Source organism: Pseudomonas sp. GW821-FHT07G06, assembly GCF_058986625.1.
The window spans coordinates 261,195-277,938 of sequence record NZ_JBYSVW010000009.1; the positions used below are offsets into that span (position 1 = coordinate 261,195).

A 16,744-nucleotide genomic window follows, 5' to 3' on the forward strand; every position below is an offset into this window, starting at 1 on the left:
GCATCAGCATCGCCGTGCGGAACGGGCCGTACAGTGCCATCTGGTGCATGCGGTACAGCGACACGTAGAACATCCGCGCCAGCCAGCCTTCGAGCATCACGCTGCCGGTGAGGTTGCCCATCAGGTTACCCACAGCCGAAAAACGCGACAGTGAGATCAGCGAGCCGTAGTCGGTGTACTTGTACTCCGGCAGGGGCTTGCCCTCGATGCGCAGTTTCAGCGATTTGGCCAGCAACGATGCCTGTTGGTGAGCGGCCTGGGCGCGTGGTGGCACATTGCGGTCGCTGCCCGGTTGCGGGCAGGCGGCGCAGTCGCCGAAGGCGAAGATGTTCTCGTCGCGAGTGGTTTGCAGGGTCGGCAGCACCTGCAGCTGATTGATGCGGTTGGTTTCCAGGCCATCGATGTCCTTGAGGAAACCCGGCGCGCGAATCCCCGCGGCCCAGACTTTCAGGCTGGCCTTGATTTCGTTGCCGTCGGCGGTGATCAGGCTGTCGGCCGTCACTTCGCTGACCGCGGCATTGGTCATGACGTTGACCCCGAGTTTCTCCAGAGTTTTATGCACAGGCCCGCCAATCCGCTCCGGTAGCGCCGGCAGCACCCGTGGACCGGCTTCGATCAGGGTGATGTGCATGTTTTCCGGTTTGATCCGGTCCAGGCCATAGGCCGCCAGTTCGTGGGCGGCGTTGTGCAGCTCGGCGGCCAGCTCGACTCCGGTGGCACCGGCGCCGACGATGGCCACGCTGATTTGTTCGACTGCATCGGTCTGGCCGGCGTGCGCGCGCAAATAGTGATTGAGCAGTTGCTGGTGGAAACGCTCGGCCTGTTTGCGGGTGTCGAGGAACAGGCAGTGTTGCGCTGCGCCCTGGGTGCCGAAATCGTTAGTGGTGCTGCCGACGGAGATCACCAGCGAGTCGTAAGGCACTTCGCGGGCCGGGACCAGTTCCAGACCGGCCTCGTCGTAGGTGGCGGCCAGCTGGATTTTCTTATTCGCGCGATCGAGCCCGCTCATGCGCCCCAACTGGAACTCGAAGTGGTTCCATTTGGCCTGGGCGACATAGTTGAGTTCGTCTTCGGAAGAGTTCAGGGACCCGGCTGCCACTTCGTGCAACAAAGGTTTCCAGATGTGGGTCAGGTTCGCGTCGACCAGCATCACGCTGGCCGTACCGCGCTTGCCCAGAGTCTTACCCAGACGGGTAGCCAACTCCAGACCGCCGGCGCCGCCGCCGACAATGACAATACGATGGGACATGGGGATAACTCGCAAGGCTAAAAGAAATCGGTGCAGTCAACCGCGCGAGCGCAAGGCAGCTCATAGCGTCAGGTAACTGATAAGTCGGCTCAATAGGCCCAGACCAATGGTCACTGCCAATACCAGTACAAGGAGCATCCACGGCCGGAAAGGCCGGCGCTCGACTTGGTGCTGGGACAACTGCAGGTACTCTTCGACATGCTTTTGGTCGTCGGGGTTCAGGCGGCTGGTCATATCGGGCCTCGTCAAAGGTAGACGTTGCTGAATGTGTAGAAGCTACAGTGTTTTTACCCAGGGTTGAACGCAGCATAGCCGCTGTCTGGAACGGGTTCGACGCTGACGATATCGTCCAGGCGAATGATTCCACTTTGTAACACCCGGGCAGTGATTCCGCCATGTCCGCGCACGGCCTGAAAGGTACCGATGCCCAGGTTGCTTTCAAGGCGCGCGCAGGGTTGGCACCAGCCGGTGGTTTCGAACGTTGCCTGGCCAATCCGGAAGCGGCGGCCCTTGAGGCTGAACAGGTTGATGCCACTGATAACGAGATTGCGCCGCAGATCTTCAGGCCGGACCGGATGATCGAGTGCACGCCCCATCAGTGAACTGATCACCGCCAGATGCTCCCACTGAATCAGCGTGACCTGCCGCGCATTGCGCACGCCGGGGCGGGCATGGTCGCCGGTCAGGCCGGCCTCCAGGCGCGCTTCCACGGCATCGAGTTCAAGCATTGCCGAACGTGATTGCGGGCGCACGCCGATCCAGCGTACACGACCTTGTTGCGGCACCTCGGCGATCAGCGCCTGCAGCGGGCTCACAGGCTGATCCCGACGTCAAAGACAATGCTGCGCCCCAGGTTGCTGCGCAAGAAGTCCGGTGCATCCGGGTGGGCGAACAGCACGCGGGCGAATGTCGGTCCAACCAGGGACAGCGAACGCCAGCCCTGGCGCAGGTACTCGGTCGGCGGTGGGAAATGGCTGTTGAGGTCCAGCACTTCGCGTTTGAGGCTGGCGAAGGCAATGATGTCCAGTTCGCCCAGATCCATGCCGCGCTCTTTGTAGTTGTGCGCTTTTTTGCGCAAGGTCGGCGCCAATCGCAGCAAGAACTCGTTGGCGGGGATGCGTCGTGGCTTGGCCTCGCGGCGTACCAGCTGGCTCAGGGAAAACGCGCTGCGTCGGCGCTGCAGTTCGTCGCGCCATTCATCGTTGAGGCGCCGGCCCTCGTCGAGCACGAAGAACACCTCGAAACTGGCATCGCGAAACAACACGTCCGGCGGCTCCCCGGCGGGGGCGAATTCATCAGCACGATAGGGGATGTTCAAACCTTGCAACAGGCGCTGGCACACCCAACGCTCACGCTCCCATTTGCGGGCATTGGACAAAAACGCGTTGGCTTGCTCGGCCGCGATGGTCAGCAGGCGTAAATAATCTGAGTCATCCATAGGCCCAAGCTTAGCGTTCAAATGTGATCGCAAAGAAGACAATTTGTCGGAGAGGCTCATTGCCCTCCGTTCCCATGCCCGTTTCAGGGCCCTGCACAAAACGGATAGTGATCTGCGCGCACTGGCTATTGCCACGTGTCGGGCGGCTCTACCCTCGGCTGTACGGACGTAAGCCGTGTTACCGCCGCTCTAAAAAACAACAACAAGAGATAGATGCCATGCGCAAGATCGACGTACATGAGGTTATCGACAACGCTCGTTTCAACCGCTTTCACTGGATGGTGCTGTTCTGGTGTGCCCTGATCATCATCTTCGACGGTTACGATCTGGTGATCTACGGCGTGGTCTTGCCGATGCTGATGAAAGAGTGGGGGCTCAGTCCTCTGCAAGCCGGTGCACTGGGCAGTTATGCACTGTTCGGCATGATGTTCGGCGCGTTGTTCTTCGGACCGCTCTCGGACAGGATCGGCCGCAAAAAAGCCATCACGATCTGCGTGATGCTCTTCAGTGGCTTCACCGTGCTCAATGGTTTCGCCCGCAACCCCACGGAGTTTGGCCTCTGTCGCTTCATTGCCGGACTCGGCATTGGCGGCGTGATGCCTAACGTCGTGGCACTGATGAACGAGTACGCACCGAAAAAAATCCGCAGCACTCTGGTCGCGATCATGTTCAGCGGTTACTCGGTGGGCGGCATGCTGTCCGCCGGACTGGGCATTGTGCTGATCCCGAGTTTCGGCTGGCAGTCGGTGTTTTACGTGGCGGTCCTGCCGTTGCTGTTGTTGCCGCTGATCATGTATTTCCTGCCCGAATCGGTGGGCTTCATGTTGCGTCAGGGGCGTCATGAAGAGGCGCGCAATATTCTTCAGCGCATCGATCCGGCCTGCGTCGCGCAAACCTCCGATCAATTGCACATGGCCGAGGTGAAAGGCACGGGCACCCCGGTGTTGCAGCTGTTCCGTGAAGGCCGTGCGCTGCGCACGCTGATGCTGTGGCTGGCGTTTTTCTGCTGCCTGTTGATGGTGTACGCGCTGAGTTCCTGGCTGCCGAAACTGATGGCCAACGCCGGTTACAGCCTGGGTTCGAGCCTGTCGTTCCTGCTGGTGTTGAATTTCGGGGCGATCTTCGGTGCGGTCGGTGGCGGGGTGCTGGGCGACAAACTCAATCTGCCGCGGGTGCTGGCGGTGTTTTTCGCCATGGCGGCGGTGTCGATCACCCTGTTGGGCTTCAACAGCCCGATGCCGGTGTTGTACCTGCTGATCGCCATCGCGGGTGCCACCACCATTGGCTCGCAGATTCTCCTGTACGCCTGCGCCGCGCAGTTTTATTCCATGACGATTCGTTCTACCGGTCTGGGCTGGGCGTCGGGCATCGGGCGCAACGGGGCCATCGTCGGTCCGCTGCTGGGTGGCGCCTTGCTCGGGATCAGCCTGCCTCTGCAACTGAACTTCATGGCGTTTGCCGTGCCCGGTGCGGTGGCGGCCCTGGCCATGACCGTGTTCGCCATCAGCAGCCGGCGCAGCGCTGCAGGTCTCAACCCTGCGTTGTCAGCGACCGGTGCCTGAGTCATGAAAGCGTTTTTCCAGGACTTCTCGTTGTCAGCCGCGGTGGCTGGATTCATTGCCACGGTGATTTCCTATGCCGGCCCGTTGGTGATCATCTTTCAGGCGGCAGAAGCGGCGCATCTTTCGCGGGACGTGTTGTCGTCCTGGATCTGGGCGATCTCCATTGGCAGTGCCGTGCTCGGTGTCGGTTTGAGCCTGCGCTACCGCGTTCCGGTGATCATCGCCTGGTCGGCGCCGGGCTCGGCGTTGCTGGTGACGCTGTTGCCGGACATCTCCATGGCAGAGGCGGTGGGGGCTTATCTGGTCAGCAGCCTGATCATTTTCCTGGTTGGCATCTCAGGCGCTTTTGACCGGATCATCAGCAAGCTGCCCGCTGCCATCGCGGCGGCGATGCTGGCGGGGATCCTGTTCAGTTTCGGCACCGGTTTGTTCGTGTCGATGCAGCACAAGCCGGTGCTGGTCCTGGCGATGTTTGCCTGCTACCTGATCTGCAAGCGGGTGATGCCGCGTTATGCGGTGATGATGGTGCTGCTGGTGGGCTGTTCGATTGCCGCGTTCACCGGTGATTTGCACCGTGAAGCGCTGGTGATCGGCCTGGCCACGCCGGTGTGGATCACGCCCGAGTTCAGCCTGGGCGCGATCCTGAACATCGCCTTGCCGCTGGTGATGGTGGCGCTGACCGGTCAGTTCGTGCCTGGCATGGCGGTGCTGCGCGCCAGCGGTTATCCGACGCCGGCGAGCCCGATCATCGCCAGTAGCGCGCTGGGCACGGCACTGCTGGCGCCCTTTGGTTGCCATGGGCTGAATCTGGCGGCGATCACCGCGGCGATCTGCACCGGTCGCGAAGCCCACGAAGATCCTCGCAAACGCTACGTGGCCGGAGTCGTCGGCGGCCTGTGCTACCTGCTGTTGGGGATCTTCGGCGCCACGCTGGTCTCGCTGTTTTCAGCGTTCCCCAAAGAATTGATCGCGGCGCTGGCCGGGCTGGCCCTGTTCGCCGCCATTGCCGGCGCGTTGACGGGCGCGATGGCGGTGCCGAGCGATCGTGAAGCCGCGCTGGTGACCTTTCTGGTCACGGCTTCGGGCATGTCGTTGTTCGGTTTGTCGGCGGCATTCTGGGGGCTGATTTTCGGCATGGTCACCCATGTGCTGTTGAGCGTCCGTCGTCCCGTTCCCCGTCGCGAATCCACTGCAACTGAAGTCCTTCAACCAGTCGATCAATAACAATAAGAGAAAAACGATGAAGCAGATTCAACCAACAACCGGTTCGGCGTTGTCCCTGGCTGTCGTCTCGAGTTTTTCCACAGGCGCGATGGCGGCGCAAACCGGCTTTGTCGAAGACACCACCGCGACGTTGCAGGCGCGCAATTACTACTTCAGCCGCGACTATTCCGACATCGTCGGCGCCAACCAGCAATCGAAGGCTGAAGAGTGGGCCCAGGGTTTCATCCTCAACGTGAAGTCCGGATACACCCAGGGCACCGTCGGGTTTGGGGTGGACGTCATCGGCCAGCTCGGCCTCAAGCTCGACAGCGCTCCGGACCGGACCAATACCGGTTTGCTGCCGGTGCAGGACGACGGCCGCGCGGCGGACAACTACAGCCGCCTGGAAGGCGCGTTGAAGATGCGCTACTCCAGAACAGAGCTGAAAGTCGGTGAGTTGCAACCCAATCTGCCGGTGTTGGCATTCAGCGATATCCGCCTGCTGCCACCGAGTTATCAGGGCGCAAGCATCACCTCCAGCGAGATCAATGGCCTGACGCTGCAGGGTGGTCACTTGAGTTCAACCAGCCTGCGCAACGAGGCGGGCGACGAAAAGATGCAGGCGATGCTGGGGTACGTGCCGCAGCGCCAGGTCAGCAGTGACGGTTTCAATTTTGCCGGCGCTGATTATGCCTTCAACGACAAGCGCAGCTCGGTCAGCGCCTGGTACGGGCAACTGGAAGATATCTACAACCAGCGTTTTCTGGGTTTGAAGCACAGTGAACCGGTGGGCGACTGGACCCTCGGCGCCAACCTCGGTTACTACGATTCGCGCGAGGACGGAAAAAAGCTGCTGGGCAACATCGACAACCAGGCGTTCTTCTCGTTGCTGTCGGCCAAGCGTGGCGGTCATACGTTTTACGTCGGCTATCAGGGCATGTTCGGCGACAGCGCATTTCCACGGGTGTTTGCCAACATCTCGCCGCTGGGCAACGAAGTGCCGACCTACGAGTTCGCCTCCACCGATGAACGTTCCTGGCAGGCGCGCTACGACTACGACTTCGCGGCGCTCGGCGTACCGGGGCTGACCAGTACCGTGCGCTACATCAGCGGCAATAACGTCGATACCGGCAAGGGCTATGAAGGCAAGGATCGCGAGCGCGACCTGGACATCGGCTATGTGTTGCAGAGTGGCAGCCTCAAAGGCCTTGGCATCCGTGTGCGCAACGCGATGGCGCGTTCAAACTACCGCAGTGATATCGACGAGAACCGCTTGATCCTCAGCTACACCTGGACCTTGCTGTGAACCCATTGATCACAGGTTGCTGGTGCAATCACCGATGACGTTATAGGTCACGCGGTGGGTCTGGCCCTGATGATCGACATACTCCATGGTCGCCGGTACAACCCCGCACGCGGTCGCGGTGTCGGACACCGAAACCACCTTGGCGATGTCCAGTGGCTGCGCCGGGTTGTACAGGACTGCGAGCGGTTCGTTGTCAGCGGCCATGGCCGAGGTGGCGATGACGGTCAGCAACAGGCTGATCAACGTTTTCATGTTGGCGTGCTCCGTGTTGTTCGTGATGTTTGAATTTTAGTCTTTGCCACCGACGGATAAAGGGGCGAACGGCGGATGCAGCCTTACATAAACCGTAACAGTCATCGCCCGAGGGGGGCTTATGGATGTGCTTAACAACTTGCGCGTGTTCATCCGGGTGGTGGATTGCGCCAGTTTCACCGGGGCTGCCGATGCGCTGGATCTGTCGACCGCGCAGGTATCCCGATTGGTGGCGGATCTGGAGGAGCATGTACAGGCGCGTCTGCTGCAACGCACCACGCGGCGCTTGCGCCTGACCGACGCCGGCGAGCGCTTCCTGCTGCGCAGCCGGCAAATCGTCGACGCCATGGATGAGGCGACGGCCGAGGCCCGTGGCGCTCATATCAACCCGGCCGGACGCCTGCGGGTGCACAGCATGAACGGTCTGGGTGTGCTGCTCACGCCGTTGATCGCCCGCTACAGCGAGCTTTATCCCGATGTGGTGTTCGAGCTGACCTTGTCGCAGCTCAATCCCGATCCGCTGGAGGAGGGGCACGATGTGGTGATTTCGATAGCGCCCGAACTGGCCGACTCGCAAATGGTTGCGCAGGCCGTCGGGCAGATCTACAGCGTGCCCTGTGCCTCCCCGGCTTACTTGCAACGCCGGGGTGTGCCGCGGCAGCCGCTGGCGCTGAACGATCATCAATGCCTGCGCATGCTCGACCCGTTGTACAGCGATCAATGGCTTTTCCAGGATGAGCACGGCGAGCACGCCGTCAGCCCGGCCAAGACCTTTCAGTGCAATGTTGCCGAGTCGATGGTCAAGGCTTCGGAGGCGGGCATGGGCATCAGCCTGCTGCCGTTCTACACCGCGACGCGGCCCTTGAGCGACGGCACTTTGCTGCGCGTGTTACCTGCATGGCGCCTGCGCGAGCGCAATGTGTATGCGCTGTATCCTTCGCGACGCTTTCTCGATGCCAAGGTCCGCACCTGGGTGGACTTTCTCAAGTCTGAGCTGCCGAAGCTGTTTGCCGAACATGACGTGGTGATGAACGATCCGCGGCATTGGGCTTGAAGTCGAAGGGCAGGCGAGCGGCGGTGTAGACTGAGTGTCATTTGTCTTTCGCCAAGGAGTCGCGCGTAGCCATGATCGGTGCAGAGTTGCTGTCATCGCAGACCCTTGCGGTCGGCTGGCTGATCTATGTGCCCGTGTTGATCTGGGCGATCGCGCGCGCGCCGTGGGTTGAACTGTTCACCGACAGCCGTCGTCAGCATCTGCTGTTTGGAACGGTGTTTGCGCTGTTTCTGTTGTGGTTGGTGCGGCGCGACTTTGATACCGGCGTGTCTTACCACTTCATCGGCATGACAGCGGTGACGCTACTGCTGGACTGGCCGCTGGCGCTGCTCGGCGGGTTGGTTGCCCAAACGGGGCTGGTGCTGCTCGGGCGCCAGGACCTGGCGGCGGTCGGGGTCAATGGTGCGTTGTTGATTGCGCTGCCGGTGCTGGTCACCGAGTGCTGCGCGATCCTGGTGGAGCGGGCGCAGCCACGAAATCCCTTTGTGTATATCTTCGTTTCCGGATTTTTTGCCGCCGCGCTGTCGGCGTTGCTGTGTCTGCTGCTGGCGCTTTGGTTGTTATGGTTCGACGAGCGTTTTGCCATGCCGTACTGGCTGGAAGACTTTGTCGGATATCTCTGGCTGATCATTTTTCCCGAGGCGTTTATCAACGGCATGATCGTCAGTGCGCTGGTCGTGTTTTGTCCGGAGTGGCTTGAGACGTTCAACCGCACCCGCTACCTCTCGGCCCCCTGGAAGGACGACGATCCCAAGCCCTGAAATCGTCGACCCGGTGGATCAGTGGCGCGGGTCGAAGTCACCGCTGAACATCTCGTCCTCGGCATCGGGAGCCACTGGAATCTTGTGTTCTTCGGACGCCCAGGCGCCCAGGTCGATCAGTTTGCAGCGATCGGAGCAGAATGGCCGGAATTTGCTCTCGGCGGTCCATTCCACAGGGGCGCCACAGGTTGGGCATTCGACGGTTGTTGGTTGGCTCATGACTGGCCTCCGCGCAAAGTAAGATAAAAGTGATGCAGGCGTTCGACCTCGCTGTGCAGCCAGGCAAGGTCGCGGTCGTTGACCACGACGTCGTCGGCGTGGCTCACGCGATCCTGGCGGCTGGACTGGGCCTTGAGGATCGCCTGGACTTGCTGCTCGCTGGTCTGGTCACGGTGCAGGGTGCGTTCGATCTGCAATTGTTCCGGGGCATCGATCACCAGCACCCGTTGGGTCATGGCGTACTGACCGGACTCGATCAGCAGCGGCGATACCAGAATCGCATAAGGTGATTTTGCCAGCGCCAGGTGATGAGCGATTTCCTCGCCGATCAGTGGATGCAGGAGGGCCTCCAGCCAGCGGCGCTCTTCAGGCACTTCGAAGATCAATTTGCGTAGCGCCGCGCGGTCCAGTTGTCCGTCGGCCTGCAACACGCCGGGGCCGAAGTGTTCGGCGATTTGTGCCAGTGCCGGGCGGCCGGGTTCAACGACCCAGCGAGCGGCATGATCGGCGTCGACCACATGCACGCCCAGATCGATGAAGTGTTGGGCGGCCGCGCTTTTACCGCTGCCGATGCCGCCGGTCAGGCCGAGAATCCAGGGTTTTTCCACAGGGGTATTCATTTCAAACCGACAAACTGCCAATAGAGGTCGGTTATTTGACCACCCCAGAGCAAGGCAATCCAGCCGGCAATGGCCAGATAGGGACCGAAAGGGATAGGCGTCGAGGTTTTTGCATGGCGCAAGCGCAGGGTGATCAACCCGATGATTGCTCCCACCAGCGAGGACAGGAGGATGGTCAGCGGTAAAATCTGCCAGCCACCCCAGGCGCCCAGCATTGCCAGTAGCTTGAAATCACCGTAGCCCATGCCGTCCTTGCCGGTGATCAGTTTGAACAGCCAGAACACCGACCACAGCAGGCCGTAGCCGGCGATCGCTCCCCAAAGCGCTTCGTGCAACGACACGAACAGGCCGAAACTGTTGACGATCAACCCCAGCCAAATCAACGGCAGCACCAGTACGTCCGGCAATATCTGATGTTCGGCGTCGATCAGGCTCATCGCCAGCAACCCCCAGCTCAGGACCAGCACGAGGGCGGCCGGCCAACCGAAGCCGAAGTGCCAGGCAACAAACGCCGACAACAACCCGCAGGCCAGTTCGGTCAACGGATAGCGCGGGCTGATCGCTGCCGCACAGGCAGAACAGCGGCCGCGCAAAAACACATAACTGAGCAGCGGGATGTTTTCCCAGGCGCGGATTCGGTGACCGCAGTGCGGGCACTGGGAGTGAGGCAGCAACAGGTTGTAGGTCGGCAACGGCGTTTCGCCTGGCAGCCCGAGAATGTCATGGGCCTGCTCACGCCAGTCGCGTTCGAGCATTTTCGGCAGGCGCCAGATCACGACATTGAGGAAACTGCCGACCAGCAGGCCGGTGATGCCTGCGAGAAGGACAAAGGCCAGCGGAGAGTGAATCAGGATTTCATTCAAGGGCATGTCAGATCGCTGAGCCAAGTTGGAAGATGGGCAGGTACATGGCAACTACCAGTCCACCGACGATAACACCCAGCACCACCATGATGAACGGCTCCATCAGGCTGGTGAGGTTATCGACCATGTTATCGACGCTGTCTTCGTAGAATCCCGCGACTTTGTCGAGCATGGCGTCCAGGGTGCCTGACTCTTCGCCGATGGCCGTCATCTGTATCGCCATGTTCGGAAAGACGCCGGAGGTACGCATGGCGAAATTCAACTGCATGCCGGTCGAAACGTCTTGCCGGATACGCAACACCGCGCGCTTGAACACGCTATTGCCGGTCGCGCCGGCCACTGATTGCAGGGCCTCCATCAGCGGCACGCCGGCAGCGAAAGTGGTCGACAGTGTGCGGGCGAACCGGGCCACGGCGGACTTGTGCATCAGGGTGCCCACCAGCGGCAGTTTCAGTAGCCAGGTGTCCATCCGGTCACGCAAGGCCGGGGACTTCCCGAGGGCGTGGCGCACGCCGAAGGCCATCGTGAGCAGCGCGCCAAGGACCACCCACCACCAGGCCTGCATGAATTGCGACAGGCCAATGACCATCACGGTGAAGGCCGGCAGTTCGGCACCAAAGCCTTTGAACACCGACTCGAACTGCGGCACGACATTGACCAGCAGAATCCCGGTGACAATCGCCGCGACGAACACCACCACCAGCGGGTAGGTCATGGCTTTTCGGATCCTGGCCTTGAGGGATTCGCTTTTTTCCTTGTAGGTCGCGACCCGCTCCAGAAGGGTGTCGAGGGCACCGGCCTGCTCGCCGGCATCCACCAGGTTGCAATACAGCTCATCGAAATACCGGGGCTTCTTGCGCAGGGCGGCGGCGAAGCTGCTGCCTGCCGCAACTTCCTGTTTCAGTTCGTCCACCAGCGTGCGCATGACCGGATTGTCGAAGCCCTCGCCGATGATGTCGAAGGACTGCAACAACGGCACGCCGGCCTTCATCATCGTCGCCATTTGCCGGGTGAACAGGGCAATGTCCTGGGCCTTGATACGCTTGCCCATGCTGAAAACCGATGGGTTTTTTTTGCGAACCTTGCCGGGGCTGATGCCTTGCTTGCGCAGTTTCGCCTTGATCAGCGCCGGGTTTTGAGCGCTGAGTTCACCGTTCACTTTTGTACCTTTGCGGTCGATGCCTTCCCATGCATACACGCTGATTTTCGCTGCCTTGACCGCCATGTTCAGTCCTGGGTATTCCGATTGAATTGCTCTTATAGCCTAGTCAAAGGATGGGGCCAAACCCGCAAGGGTGAGGTGACAAAAAACGTCAGATAGTGCGGGTCCTGGTAGAAGGAAAAGGCCTGACGGCTACCAGGTCCCCTGCCAACAGGGGCTTCCGGCCTTGGCACAGGCTGTGCTGCCAAGGGGCAGGTCATGAGCCTTCGACTCATGCATGGAGCTTGTACATGAACAATCAGAAAGGTTTTACCCTGATCGAGTTGCTCGTCGTGGTGGCGATCATCGGGATCCTGGCAACACTGGGCCTGCCGATGTATTCCAAGTATCAGGCCCGAGCCAAGGTCACGGCGGCGATGGCCGAGCTGACTGCGATGAAGGTGCCGTTCGAGGATGTGATCAATCAGGGGGACACCCCGACAATTGCCAATGTGGCGCCCGCCGGTGCGGCATCGACCACCCATTGCACCCTGTCTGTGACGGCTACAACGCCGGAGGGCGCGGGATCAATCGTTTGTACGTTGCACAATGCCCCGGGGGTGGTCCAGGGTAAAACCGTCACCCTGACACGGGACGAAACCAAAGGCTGGTCATGCAAGAGCAGTGTTTCCCAGGATTACTTGCCTAAAGGGTGTTCCGGTTCTGCGGCATGAGTTGCTCAATCAATTCCCCCGCTTTTGCGTAATGCTGTTCATCTGTGGCGAGGGAGCTTGCTCCCGCTGGACTGCGCAGCAGTCCCATTTTCAGGGCCGCTTCGCGCCCCAGCGGGAGCAAGCTCCCTCGCCACAGATAGTGAGCATTACCGCTTTTGTGGGGTTTTTCCTGTTTGTCGACCCGTCGTCAAAAATCCCAGATAAAGCTCAGAAATTTCAGCATCTTAGGAACTTTCCATAAACCCGCAACTTGCATGCAGTGTTTGTGCATCTCGTGCATTTTGCATGATTCCGAAAATTGGCTGATTTTATAATTCATTGATTTATAAGGCTTTATTGTCAATTTAAAAGTTGGCACAGCGTTCGCAATATCCCTGGTAACCCTGCCGACAAGACACCCGGCAGACTTTCCGAAAAACAGGAGTTACTCGTATGAAGAAGTTCGCTATCACTGCCGCTGCTGCTACCGCGCTGACCCTGACCATGGCCAACGCCGCGTTTGCTCAAACCACCCAGGCAACCCAGTCGCCAATGGTGCTGGCTGCCGGTGAGATGACCGAAGCGAAAGAAGCTACTTCCGATACCTGGATCACCACCAAAGTCAAAGCTGACCTGATGACCGAAAAAGGCATCCCAGGTAGCGACATCAAGGTTGAAACCAATAAAGGCGTGGTATCGCTGTCGTCGACCACCGCCGTGACCGATTCGCAAAAGGAAATGGCTGTGGCCATCACCAAGAAAATCAAAGGCGTCAAAGCGGTCTCCGCTGACGGCCTGAAAGCCGAGTAAGGCAAGACTTCTCGCCTGGACCGGGAGAAGGCGCGACAGACGGGCTGAGTCATACGTCTGTTGCAACCTGAGTGTTCATGCGAAGGGCCAAACGGATGTTGGCCACCACAGGCCCCGTGCATTTTTGCCGGGGCCTGTTCTATATGTAGCGTGTAGCGCTGAAAACCCAATGTGGGAGCGGGCTTGCTCGCGAAAGCGGTTTTTCATTCAACGCCTGTGTTGAATGTCAGTCCGCCTTCGTCGGATCGCCGCCCGGAGCAAGCCCGCTCCCACATTGAATCGTGGTTAATCAATTGCCGCGTTTGCTGGTGATCTGCTTCAGCCGATTACCTTCGAACCGCAAGTATTGATACATGCCGCCATTCGGTCCGTAGGTCCATTCCTCGACCTGAAACTCCTCGCGCCGGTCTGCACTGCGCTTGTAGCCCAGCAGGTCGCGACTCACCGGTTCACCGCATTTCTGCACCACCTCACTCGAGCGATCACCGACGCTGATCAATTGGCTGCCGCAGCGCAGGGTATCGGCCGCCCAGGCCTGGCTGGCGGATAGCACCAGGACCAGGCCTGCCAGCTGCCGCATCATCACTCGGCATCCAGATGCATCGGTGTCACCACGCGGCCGTCACTTTCCGCTTCGCCCAGATTGGCGTCGATGAAGTACACCCGCTCATCTTCCAGTTTGGCCTTGTCGACCAGGTAATCCTTGATGCTGCTGGCGCGCTCCTGGCCCAGTTGACGCAACAGTACGTCACTGGAGCTCCAGAACTTGATCACCTCGGCGCGCATTTTCGCAGTGCGCTCTTCCTTGCCCAGGTCCTTCCATTCGGCAGGGGGCTGGGTCTTCAGGCGGGTGCGGTAGATACCTTCGAGCAACGGACCTTTTTCCCCATCCGGCACTTCCAGCAACGAAGCCTGGGCCGGGACCTTGTCACCGCGGCGCTGGAGCATTTTGTAGTAGTTGTACTGGTATTCCCGTTCCAGGCGTTGTTCGGCGATCAGCGGGCCATCGCTGCTCTGGGCGGCGGTGCCTTCGATTTCCAGGCGCAGGGCCGGGCGTTCCTTGAGCGCCTTGGACAGTTTGTCCAGGGCGCCTTCGGCGTCCTTGCCCAATTCGCTGGATCCCGCCGCGAATGAAACGCTGCCCAGGTCTTCCGAACCGCCACCGCTGACCAGCCCGCCAATGAGTTTGAACGGCGCCGCTGCGGCTTTGACGATCAGGTTGCGCAGGGTCTGCCAGATAATCGGCATGACGCTGAACTGAGGGTTGTTCAGATCGCCGGTGACCGGCAGCTCGATGGAGATCTTGCCGTCGACGTCCTTGAGCAAGGCAATCGCCAGTTTCAGTGGCAGGCTCACGGCATCCGGGCTGTCGACTTTTTCCCCCAGCTGCAGTTGCTCGACCACCACCTTGTTTTCGGCTTTGAGCTGCCCCTTGGTGATCTGGTAATGCAGGTCGAGATTGAGCCGGCCCTTGCGGATACGGTAGCCGGCGAACTTGCCGGAGTAGGGGGTCAGCGTGGTCAGCTCCACGCGTTTGAAGCTGGTGGCGATGTCGAGGCTGGCCATCGGGTCGAACGGATTGACCGAGCCCTTGATGGTCACCGGCGCGTAGCGGTCGACCTTGCCCTTGACGTCGACACTGGCCGGTTTCGGCTGGCGGCTGTCGATGGTGCCGATCTGCCCGTTGAGTTGCTGGATGGCGGTGGCGAAGTTCGGGGTCAGGCTGAAGTCGGCGAAGTTGGCCGAGCCGTCATTGATGAAAATGCCGCCGATGTGGATGCCCAGCGGTTTTTCGTTGCTGGCCGGTTTGCTCGCTGCCGGTTTTGCCCCGGAGTCCGCCGGTTGCGGGATCAGCAGATCGTCGATGTTGGTGGTGCGATCATCGTTGATCATGAAACGCGCATAGGGCTGGAACAGGTTGACCTTGTCGATCGACAGGCTGTCCCCATGCTGATAGTTCAGGCCTTCGACCACGACCTGTTGCCACTTGAGGAAGTCGCGGGTTTTCAGGGTGTCCAGGGTATGCAACTGATCGACCTGGGCGCGACCGGTGACGCCGAAGGCCAGGGGCTCGGTGCTTTTGAGGTTGACCGCCAGATCACTGCCGAGCATGCCGCTGCGCAGTTCCAGACGAATGAATGGCGTGATGTAGGACTGGGCAACCCGCAGGTCGATGTCCCTGGTCTGGACCTTCAGCCTGGCGCTGACCGGGGCCAGGTTGACCTCGCCGTCGGCCATGATCTTGCCTTGCTTGCCCACACCGGTATCGAGCTTGAGGGTAAAGGGCGAGCCGTTGAGGCTGTCGAAGTTTTGCAGGTCGAGGTTCAGCGGAGCCAGGTCCAGGGCGACGGCAGGCTGTGCCTTGCGGTCAGCCAGATGCACCTTGTAGTCGCGCAGTTGCACATCCTTGAGCAGCACCTGCCAGGGTTTGTCGGGTGCGCCCGGTTCGGGTTTCGGTGAGTCTGCCGCCGCCGGAGTGCTGGTCGGTTCGGCATCCGCCTTGGCTTTGGCGGTGGATTTTGACGGTTGGCTGGCGAACAGTTTCTGCCAGTCGAGTTGGCCGTCCGGTTCCAGCGCGGCCCAGGTTTCCAGTTTGTGGCTGCGGATCTTGCCGACCACCACCTGCTGTTTGGCCAGGTCCACCGTGGTTTCGCTGACGTCCAGACGCTCAAGCTTTACCAGCGGCCGGCCATCCGGCGCCTTGATCGCGAAGGGGGCGACAGTGACCGCGACATTGCTCAGCAGCAGCTCGGTTTCCTTGGACAGACTGAGTTTGTAGTCGGTGCTGATGCTCATGACGCCGTTTTCGAGATCCAGTGGAACGGCATCGCGCACATAGGGCCAAAAGGCTTTCATTTTGCCATCGGTGATTTTCAGCTTACCTTCGGAGGCGATCGGGATCAGGCTGAAATTGCCTGTCCAGTCGATCTGTCCGCCATTGGGGCCGACGGCCACCAGGGTCATGTCGGCACTGTCATCGGGCAGGGTGCTGAGGTTTTTCAGCTCGAAATCGAGGGAGTCGTAGAGAAACTCGATGGGCTCGCTGGGGCGGGCGTCTTCAAAGTGCACGGCACCGCCGGCCAGCTTGATCCGCTCGATGCGCAGCGGAAACGGCTGGGCGTTCGGGTCGGCGGGCGTGGGTTCGCTTTCTGGCAGTTTGAACAGCCCAAGCAGATTGAGTTTGCCGTCCTTGCCGAACAGGATTTCGGTCTTGGGCTTGTCCAGTTCGACATCGGACAGGTGCACCGCCTTGGTCCACAGGCTGTCGAGTTGCAGATTGGCGTACAAACGTTCGAAAGCGACCTGCTCCTTGCCGGGCTCGCCGATGTTCAAGCCCCAGAGGGTCAGTTCAAGGCTGAACGGATTGAACTCGATCCGCTGGATCGTGGCGGGGGTGGTGGCGTAGTTGGCCAGTTGCTGGTTGGCAATGCGCAACGCCACACCCGGTAAAATCAGAAAACCCAGCAAGCTGTACAGGGCCAGAGCAGTCAACAAGGCGCCGATGGCGCGAATCAATCCTTTGTACATGTGCGGCTTCATCTGTCTGAATCGG

18 protein-coding genes are annotated in these 16,744 nt (G+C 60.3%); 7 read left to right on the forward strand and 11 right to left on the reverse strand.

What is annotated here, in order from left to right; genetic code table 11:
* The 4 genes from AC3WJW_RS17415 to AC3WJW_RS17430 form a co-directional block, all read right to left on the reverse strand.
* The coding region (locus AC3WJW_RS17415) for an NAD(P)/FAD-dependent oxidoreductase (protein ID WP_493726790.1) at window positions 1-1,249 on the reverse strand (1,249 nt) is incomplete at its 3' end.
* A gap of 60 nt (window positions 1,250-1,309) precedes the next feature.
* On the reverse strand, window positions 1,310-1,483 hold the full coding sequence (locus AC3WJW_RS17420; protein WP_007970531.1) for a DUF3094 domain-containing protein: 174 nt from the start codon (window positions 1,481-1,483) through the stop codon (window positions 1,310-1,312).
* Between the two features lie 53 nt (window positions 1,484-1,536).
* Window positions 1,537-2,064, reverse strand: coding sequence for an MOSC domain-containing protein (locus AC3WJW_RS17425; RefSeq protein WP_493726791.1), 528 nt, complete (start codon window positions 2,062-2,064; stop codon window positions 1,537-1,539).
* Window positions 2,061-2,687: a DUF1780 domain-containing protein gene (locus AC3WJW_RS17430; RefSeq protein ID WP_007970534.1), complete on the reverse strand. Its 627-nt coding sequence runs from the start codon at window positions 2,685-2,687 to the stop codon at window positions 2,061-2,063. Before AC3WJW_RS17430 ends, AC3WJW_RS17425 begins: the two co-directional genes overlap by 4 nt.
* Before the next feature lie 218 nt (window positions 2,688-2,905).
* Here AC3WJW_RS17430 and AC3WJW_RS17435 point away from each other — a divergent pair, with 218 nt between their 5' ends.
* From AC3WJW_RS17435 to AC3WJW_RS17445, 3 genes are read left to right on the forward strand one after another with little or no spacing between them, the layout of a single operon-like run.
* Window positions 2,906-4,249 carry an aromatic acid/H+ symport family MFS transporter gene (locus AC3WJW_RS17435; protein ID WP_493726792.1) on the forward strand — a complete coding sequence of 448 codons (1,344 nt, stop codon included), beginning with the start codon at window positions 2,906-2,908 and terminating at the stop codon, window positions 4,247-4,249.
* A 3-nt stretch (window positions 4,250-4,252) separates the two neighbouring features.
* Window positions 4,253-5,473, forward strand: coding sequence for a benzoate/H(+) symporter BenE family transporter (locus AC3WJW_RS17440; protein WP_493726793.1), 1,221 nt, complete (start codon window positions 4,253-4,255; stop codon window positions 5,471-5,473).
* Between the two features lie 16 nt (window positions 5,474-5,489).
* Window positions 5,490-6,758 (forward strand): OprD family porin, encoded by a 1,269-nt coding sequence (locus AC3WJW_RS17445; RefSeq protein ID WP_493726794.1) that lies wholly within the window; start codon window positions 5,490-5,492, stop codon window positions 6,756-6,758.
* 9 nt (window positions 6,759-6,767) lie between these two features.
* Here AC3WJW_RS17445 and AC3WJW_RS17450 read toward each other — a convergent pair whose 3' ends face one another.
* Window positions 6,768-7,010 carry a DUF2790 domain-containing protein gene (locus tag AC3WJW_RS17450; RefSeq protein ID WP_008052099.1) on the reverse strand — a complete coding sequence of 81 codons (243 nt, stop codon included), beginning with the start codon at window positions 7,008-7,010 and terminating at the stop codon, window positions 6,768-6,770.
* A 121-nt stretch (window positions 7,011-7,131) separates the two neighbouring features.
* Between AC3WJW_RS17450 and AC3WJW_RS17455 the strand changes: the two genes are divergently transcribed.
* Window positions 7,132-8,064: a LysR family transcriptional regulator gene (locus AC3WJW_RS17455; protein ID WP_493726795.1), complete on the forward strand. Its 933-nt coding sequence runs from the start codon at window positions 7,132-7,134 to the stop codon at window positions 8,062-8,064.
* A 71-nt stretch (window positions 8,065-8,135) separates the two neighbouring features.
* A complete protein-coding gene (locus AC3WJW_RS17460) occupies window positions 8,136-8,825 on the forward strand; it encodes an energy-coupling factor ABC transporter permease (RefSeq protein WP_493726815.1) in 690 nt (229 codons plus the stop codon).
* An 18-nt stretch (window positions 8,826-8,843) separates the two neighbouring features.
* Here the strand turns inward: AC3WJW_RS17460 and yacG are convergent, their stop codons facing one another.
* Genes yacG through AC3WJW_RS17480 form a run of 4 tightly spaced genes read right to left on the reverse strand, consistent with a single transcriptional unit; the run spans window position 8,844 to window position 11,752 of the window.
* Window positions 8,844-9,044, reverse strand: a complete 201-nt coding sequence (gene yacG, locus AC3WJW_RS17465; RefSeq protein ID WP_007970539.1) for a DNA gyrase inhibitor YacG — start codon at window positions 9,042-9,044, stop codon at window positions 8,844-8,846.
* Complete coding sequence (gene coaE / locus AC3WJW_RS17470) at window positions 9,041-9,664, reverse strand: dephospho-CoA kinase (protein ID WP_218480316.1); 624 nt, start codon at window positions 9,662-9,664, stop codon at window positions 9,041-9,043. The genes yacG and coaE overlap by 4 nt, the downstream gene beginning before the upstream one ends.
* Window positions 9,661-10,533, reverse strand: a complete 873-nt coding sequence (locus AC3WJW_RS17475) for a prepilin peptidase (RefSeq protein ID WP_218502377.1) — start codon at window positions 10,531-10,533, stop codon at window positions 9,661-9,663. The genes coaE and AC3WJW_RS17475 overlap by 4 nt, the downstream gene beginning before the upstream one ends.
* Window position 10,534: 1 nt before the next feature.
* A complete protein-coding gene (locus tag AC3WJW_RS17480; RefSeq protein WP_493726796.1) occupies window positions 10,535-11,752 on the reverse strand; it encodes a type II secretion system F family protein in 1,218 nt (405 codons plus the stop codon).
* A gap of 227 nt (window positions 11,753-11,979) precedes the next feature.
* Here AC3WJW_RS17480 and AC3WJW_RS17485 point away from each other — a divergent pair, with 227 nt between their 5' ends.
* A complete protein-coding gene (locus AC3WJW_RS17485) occupies window positions 11,980-12,402 on the forward strand; it encodes a pilin (RefSeq protein WP_493726797.1) in 423 nt (140 codons plus the stop codon).
* A 432-nt stretch (window positions 12,403-12,834) separates the two neighbouring features.
* The gene (locus tag AC3WJW_RS17490) at window positions 12,835-13,191 is read left to right on the forward strand and encodes a BON domain-containing protein (RefSeq protein ID WP_056728649.1); all 357 of its coding nucleotides are present in this window, start codon (window positions 12,835-12,837) and stop codon (window positions 13,189-13,191) included.
* Between the two features lie 289 nt (window positions 13,192-13,480).
* On the opposite strand, the gene AC3WJW_RS17495 is transcribed toward AC3WJW_RS17490, so the two are convergent.
* The gene (locus AC3WJW_RS17495) at window positions 13,481-13,774 is read right to left on the reverse strand and encodes a DUF2845 domain-containing protein (RefSeq protein ID WP_493726798.1); all 294 of its coding nucleotides are present in this window, start codon (window positions 13,772-13,774) and stop codon (window positions 13,481-13,483) included.
* The gene (locus AC3WJW_RS17500) at window positions 13,774-16,731 is read right to left on the reverse strand and encodes a DUF748 domain-containing protein (RefSeq protein ID WP_493726799.1); all 2,958 of its coding nucleotides are present in this window, start codon (window positions 16,729-16,731) and stop codon (window positions 13,774-13,776) included. Before AC3WJW_RS17500 ends, AC3WJW_RS17495 begins: the two co-directional genes overlap by 1 nt.
* Window positions 16,732-16,744 lie beyond the last annotated feature (13 nt).

Bases quoted from the DNA above. Each gene is read 5' to 3' on its own strand.
- AC3WJW_RS17420 (WP_007970531.1), bottom strand. From the start codon at position 1,483: ATGACCAGCCGCCTGAACCCCGACGACCAAAAGCATGTCGAAGAGTAC.
- AC3WJW_RS17430 (WP_007970534.1), bottom strand. From the start codon at position 2,687: ATGGATGACTCAGATTATTTACGCCTGCTGACCATCGCGGCCGAGCAA.
- AC3WJW_RS17435 (WP_493726792.1), top strand. From the start codon at position 2,906: ATGCGCAAGATCGACGTACATGAGGTTATCGACAACGCTCGTTTCAAC.
- AC3WJW_RS17440 (WP_493726793.1), top strand. From the start codon at position 4,253: ATGAAAGCGTTTTTCCAGGACTTCTCGTTGTCAGCCGCGGTGGCTGGA.
- AC3WJW_RS17445 (WP_493726794.1), top strand. From the start codon at position 5,490: ATGAAGCAGATTCAACCAACAACCGGTTCGGCGTTGTCCCTGGCTGTC.
- AC3WJW_RS17450 (WP_008052099.1), bottom strand. From the start codon at position 7,010: ATGAAAACGTTGATCAGCCTGTTGCTGACCGTCATCGCCACCTCGGCC.
- AC3WJW_RS17455 (WP_493726795.1), top strand. From the start codon at position 7,132: ATGGATGTGCTTAACAACTTGCGCGTGTTCATCCGGGTGGTGGATTGC.
- AC3WJW_RS17460 (WP_493726815.1), top strand. From the start codon at position 8,136: ATGATCGGTGCAGAGTTGCTGTCATCGCAGACCCTTGCGGTCGGCTGG.
- yacG (WP_007970539.1), bottom strand. From the start codon at position 9,044: ATGAGCCAACCAACAACCGTCGAATGCCCAACCTGTGGCGCCCCTGTG.
- coaE (WP_218480316.1), bottom strand. From the start codon at position 9,664: ATGAATACCCCTGTGGAAAAACCCTGGATTCTCGGCCTGACCGGCGGC.
- AC3WJW_RS17475 (WP_218502377.1), bottom strand. From the start codon at position 10,533: ATGCCCTTGAATGAAATCCTGATTCACTCTCCGCTGGCCTTTGTCCTT.
- AC3WJW_RS17480 (WP_493726796.1), bottom strand. From the start codon at position 11,752: ATGGCGGTCAAGGCAGCGAAAATCAGCGTGTATGCATGGGAAGGCATC.
- AC3WJW_RS17485 (WP_493726797.1), top strand. From the start codon at position 11,980: ATGAACAATCAGAAAGGTTTTACCCTGATCGAGTTGCTCGTCGTGGTG.
- AC3WJW_RS17490 (WP_056728649.1), top strand. From the start codon at position 12,835: ATGAAGAAGTTCGCTATCACTGCCGCTGCTGCTACCGCGCTGACCCTG.
- AC3WJW_RS17495 (WP_493726798.1), bottom strand. From the start codon at position 13,774: ATGATGCGGCAGCTGGCAGGCCTGGTCCTGGTGCTATCCGCCAGCCAG.
- AC3WJW_RS17500 (WP_493726799.1), bottom strand. From the start codon at position 16,731: ATGAAGCCGCACATGTACAAAGGATTGATTCGCGCCATCGGCGCCTTG.